Origin of the sequence: Fulvivirga lutimaris (assembly GCF_009711525.1) — a bacterium.
GTDB classification, from domain to species: domain Bacteria; phylum Bacteroidota; class Bacteroidia; order Cytophagales; family Cyclobacteriaceae; genus Fulvivirga; species Fulvivirga lutimaris.
Window position 1 is genome coordinate 1 of the sequence record NZ_SMLV01000213.1, and the last position, 5,717, is coordinate 5,717.

Below are 5,717 nucleotides of genomic sequence, written 5' to 3' on the forward strand. Positions count from 1 at the left end.
CAACCAGGTATTTACAATCAATGTAGATAATCAGAATGATCCACCAAGCTTCACGAGCACGCCTGTGCAGAGTGTTAATGAGGACGCAGTGTATACTTACAACATTACAACAGCTGATCCTGATGCAGGAGATACGCGAGCGATTATTGCCTTATCGTTACCGAGTTGGTTGACATTGACAGACAATGGAGATGGCACAGCAGTATTAACAGGTACGCCATTAAATCAGCATGTCGGAAGCCTTAATCTTGTTCTAGAAGTTCAGGATGGACTAGGAGTCAAAGTCACTCAGAGTTTTACAGTAACCATTTTCGATACTAACGATGTTCCAGCGTTCTCTACTGTACCAATCACAGGAGCTATTCAAGATGTTGCTTACACATACAACATTCAAGCCGTAGACCCTGATATAGGTGATATTTTAACTTTAACTGCTTTGCAGAAACCCAATTGGTTAGTTTTCAATGATAATGGAAGTGGAATTGCAACACTAACCGGTACACCTACAAATGGGGATCTGGGTAGTAACTTTGTAACACTGAGTGTGGCAGATAATTCAGGAGCCGCAATTAATCAGGCGTTCACAATAAATGTTGATAATCAGAATGATCCCCCAAGTTTTACAAGTACGCCCGTGCAGATTGTGAATGAAGATGCTGTATATACTTATAACATAACAACCACTGACCCAGATGTGGGGGACACTAGGTCAATTACAGCGCTATCGTTGCCAGGATGGTTGAGTCTCATTGATAATGGAGATGGAAATGCGGTATTATCAGGCACGCCTTTAAATCAGCATGTGGGAAGTCTTAACCTCGTGTTAGAAGTTGAGGATGGGATTGGAGTTAAGGTGACTCAGAGTTTTACTGTAAATATTGTTAATACCAATGATGTGCCAGTTTTTTCTTCAACCCCTATAGCTTCTGTACAACAAGGTAATTCCTATGAATACCAAGTAGTAACAAGCGATCCTGATTTGGGAGATACTCGAACATTGTTGGCAAATACATTGCCTCTATGGTTAGAATTTACTGATAATGGAGATGGAACTGGAGTGCTTTTTGGCACGCCTACTAATGAAGATTTAGGTGATTACTCCATAATATTGACTGTTGAAGATGCTTCTGGAGCTGCTGTCGACCAAGTATTTGATCTTAAAGTATCAAATTTGAATGATTCACCATTTTTTACAACTAATCCAATTGTGTTTGTTGATGAGGATGATCTATATGAATACCTGATATCTACCTCAGATCCAGATATAGCTGATGTGCTGTCAATTACTGCATTATCAAAACCAGGATGGCTGACACTTTTAGACAATGGTGATGGAACAGGAGTTTTATCAGGTATTCCAACAAACGAGTTTGTTGGATCAATTGAGATAGTATTGAATGTGAAAGATGTAGCAGGTGCAAACAGCAATCAAGCTTTTACAATTCAAGTAAATAACACCAACGATGCTCCTGAAATAATAAGCTCCCCACCATTAATAGCTCAACAAGACTTACTTTATACATATAATGTCCAAACACAAGATCCTGATGTTGGTGATAGTTTTACTTTTGAAAGTACAGGTGTCCCTACATGGATGACATTAATCAATAATAATGATGGTACTTCTAAACTATCTGGAACTCCAACTAATACGGATCTTGGTTTATACAATATTTCTATTAAGGTTATTGATAATTCAGGAGCCGAAGATACTCAGAGTTTTGAATTATTAGTTAATAATGAAAATGACCCTCCAGTTTTTGACACAGAACCAATTATATCAGTTTTGGAAGATAGTAATTATAGCTATCAAATTCTTACCTCAGACCCTGATATAGGTGATGTTTTGAATATCGTTATTATTGACAAACCAAGTTGGTTGATCTTTGTTGATAATGATGACAATACCGCATTACTTTCAGGGGTACCTACTAATAATAATGTAGGAGTTCATAATATAAAACTTAGGGTTACTGATGTTGCAGGTCAGACTGTTCAGCAGAATTTCGAGTTGACTGTTGTAAATACTAATGACTTGCCAATGTTTACGAGTGAACCCGCTCTAAGTGCAACAGAAGATCAACCTTATGAATATTTGATTACTGCTATTGATGTTGATGCTGGGTCAACAATTAGTATGGTAAACGAGAATATGCCTAATTGGCTTGAATTTGTAGATAATGGAGATGGGACAGGCATTCTTTCAGGTACTCCAGAAAATTCAAATGTTGGAAATAACTTGATCAGAATTTTGCTTTCAGATGGCGAAGGTGAATCTGTTTTACAAGAATTTGACTTGAATGTTATTAATGTGAATGACCAACCAATTATAACAAGCGAACCTATATCCAGCGTTTTGGAGGATGATGTATATGAATACTTAATTCTTGTAAGTGATCCAGATTTTGAAGATGAGATTACGGTTTCATCAGCTACTTTACCTTCATGGCTTGCGTTTAGTATTGATGAAAATGGTGATAATATTTTATCCGGAACTCCACTCAACGAACACGTAGGTATTGACGAAATTAGCCTTAAAATTGAAGATTCAGCTGGCGCTTTTGATGAACAAACCTTTGAATTGGAGGTAATTAACACAAATGACAACCCTATTTTTATTAGCACACCAATTGCCAAAATAGGTATTGAAGAGGAGTTTGTATACGAAATATCTGTTATTGATCCCGATATAAATGATCAAGTCACTATAGTTGCCAATAAAATCCCACCATATTTAACTTTTGTTGACATTGGAAAAGGAAACGCAAGAATACAGGGGATAGTACCACAAAACGCAGCAGAAAATAAAGATATTGTTCTTGAAGCTATTGATTTAAATGGAGGCAAGACGCAACAAGAGTTCTCTTTAATTGTGAATAGCCCACCAGTTATTAGTGATTTTTCAATAAATACAGTTGAAGATGTTAGTTATCAATTTAGTGCTGATGACTTTAAAGCTAGTTTTAATGATGAACCAGGTGATGAATTGGATTATATCAAAATAATGAGTCTCCCTGTTAGTGGTCAATTATTGCTGAACTCAGAAAGTATTGATATAGGCTCTGAAATATTGGTAGGTCAAATAGAAGGATTAAGCTATAATCCAAATCTAAACTTCTTTGGTAATGATATTTTTATTTGGAATGCCTCAGATGGCACTTCTATTTCATCAGAAGGAGCAAATGTAAATATTATCATTGAACCTAAGAATGATGCTCCTCAACTTATTACAGGAAGACAAGATGATTTTTTAGATGCACTTGAATATAGTCTTGGAGATCCTGCATTAAATATATTAAAAAGTGGGGAAGTAACGGTTCGTGATAATGATGAAGGTGATTTAATAAAGAGTGCAACGGTAAGTATATCTTCAAATTTTAATTTAGGCGATCAACTCATCTTAGAATTAGAATCACAAGAAATTCTTGAGTCTTCATATGATGTACAAAATGGTGTGCTCATAATTACTGGTGAAGCAACAGCTACCACTTATAGCGAAACTCTTGAAAAAGTAAAATTCGCCAGTCCAGTATCATCATCAGTAGAGCTTCAGGATAAGCAATTGGAAATTATAGTGGCTGATGACGAGGATGACAGCAATGTGGTTAAACGAGTTGTGAAAATAACTGAGGTATTTCCTGAGTTAGATATTGTTAATGCATTTACGCCAAATGGAGACGGAGTAAATGATGTTTGGGAGATATTAAATCTGCAATTCTATTCAGGTATATCAATTAGAGTATATGACTCTGATGGGGCTAGCGTGTATAGCTGCTCTGATCAGAAGTGCCTATGGGATGGTACAAATGATGGAAAGTTGCTGCCACATGGCTCATACTTTTATACAATTGATTTAAACAATGGTCGAAGAACATACAAGGGGATGGTTACTATTTTAAAATGAGGTTATTAATTTTAGGTTTATTTGTTGTGTTGTATGGTAACGTTATTGGCCAGCAGCAAGAAGTTTATACACAGTATTTCACGAATCTTCCAAATATCAATGCAGGGTTTGCTGGGGTTGAGGATTACATGGATTTAACCTTAGGGTTTAGGCAAGGTTGGAATGACTTCGAGAGCGATAATTCAAGTGTTTTTTTGAGTATTTATAGCCCATTAACAAAACCCATAACTGCTACTACAAAAAATAACTCGTTAAGAATTAGCGACCCAAGCATACTTAATAAGTTAAAAACGAGCACTAACTTAAGAAGAAAGCATGGTATTGGTGGTAGTGTGTCTTCAAGGAAATTGGGATCATATCAATCTACGCTGTTAACATCAAGCTATGCATATCATTTACCCGTTTCTCAAAATTTTAATTTATCGTTTGGGGTCAAGACGGCTGTTTTCTTTCAGGTTATTGACTTTAGCGAGTATACGGTTAGAGATCCTGTAAATGACCTGTTTTATCAGAATTTGATTATCGATAGTGATGGAAGAAGTACAACTCTTGTAACAGATTTTGGAAGTGTTTTGTACACAGACGATTTTTATCTAGGAGTGTCATCCAGTAATATGGTGAAGTCTGAAATTTCGAATACCAATGAGCTTGGGCATAACTTGAAACAAGCATATTCTATTCATATTGGTAAAATGATGAACTTTTCAAGGATATTAAAGCTAAGTGTTAATACTGAATTGCTATTAGTTGAAGGCTTTGAGCCTGAATGGCGAATTAGTTCAAGGTTGAGATACAAGAACTTGATTTATGCAGGACTGTCGTTTGAAGCAAAAAAGAGAGCTTCAGTGCTAATCGGCTTGGTTTCAGATAGTCGGTATTCATTTCATTATTCCTACAATAAGTATATAGGAGATTTAGATCAGTTTAATGTTGAAGGCCATGAAATTATAATTGGAATTAGCCTGTTTAACAAATACAGACTTAATTCAAAATTTTGGTAGTTTAGATCAAACTTGTCCTATTCTTGATGAAATTCTATCGTCTTTTCTTTTTATTTCTTATGTGGTGCTATACGGCTAGTGCTCAAATAATAGGTTATGAAAAACCTGTAAAATTAGGAGAGTTGGTAAACACTGCATCAGAGGAGATTAGTCCAATTTTATATGATTCAGGCAAGTATTTATATTTTGCCCGCGGATTCCATAGAGAAAATAAAGGGGGGGAATATGCGGGAATGGATATTTGGAGATCAGAAAAAGATTCATTGGGTAATTGGTTATCACCAACTAATAAAATGCGTGATTGGAATGATGATGAAAACAATGCAATAATTGGAGTTAGAGAAGACCAACAAGTGGTTTACCTTCTAAATAGTTATCATCGAACCGATGGCATTTCATTTTCAAAACTTAGAAATGGAAAGTGGATAAAGCCAGAGCTTATCCCGTTGAAATGGTTGGATAAAAAGGAATTTGTTGGGTATTATGTTAGTCCAAACTTTGATTATATTCTGATATCAATGAAGGGTGACGACTCCTACGGTAATGAGGATTTATACATCTCTTTTCGAGATCTAGGGGCACAATGGACTAAACCCAAAAATCTGGGATCTACTATTAATACCGCTGGATTTGAAATTTCACCTTTCTTATCAAGGGATAAAAGGTATTTATTTTTCGCAAGTAATGGGCATAACAATGGGCTTGGTGATGCTGATATTTATGTTAGCGAACGCTTATATGGTTCATGGGATGTTTGGTCTAAACCTGTAAACCTTGGTAGGCCCATTAACTCCGAAGGCTTCGATGCCTAC

2 protein-coding genes and 1 pseudogene are annotated in these 5,717 nt (G+C 36.0%); all 3 read left to right on the top strand.

Annotated features, from left to right (window positions below; translation table 11 throughout):
• Positions 1-3,904: putative Ig domain-containing protein (locus tag E1140_RS02270; RefSeq protein ID WP_155178608.1), on the top strand; the 3,904-nt coding region annotated here is incomplete at its 5' end.
• Positions 3,901-4,905, top strand: a complete 1,005-nt coding sequence (locus E1140_RS02275; RefSeq protein ID WP_155178610.1) for a PorP/SprF family type IX secretion system membrane protein — start codon at positions 3,901-3,903, stop codon at positions 4,903-4,905. The genes E1140_RS02270 and E1140_RS02275, both read left to right, overlap by 4 nt.
• A gap of 26 nt (positions 4,906-4,931) precedes the next feature.
• Positions 4,932-5,717: pseudogene (locus E1140_RS02280) on the top strand (OmpA family protein); the annotation flags it as partial.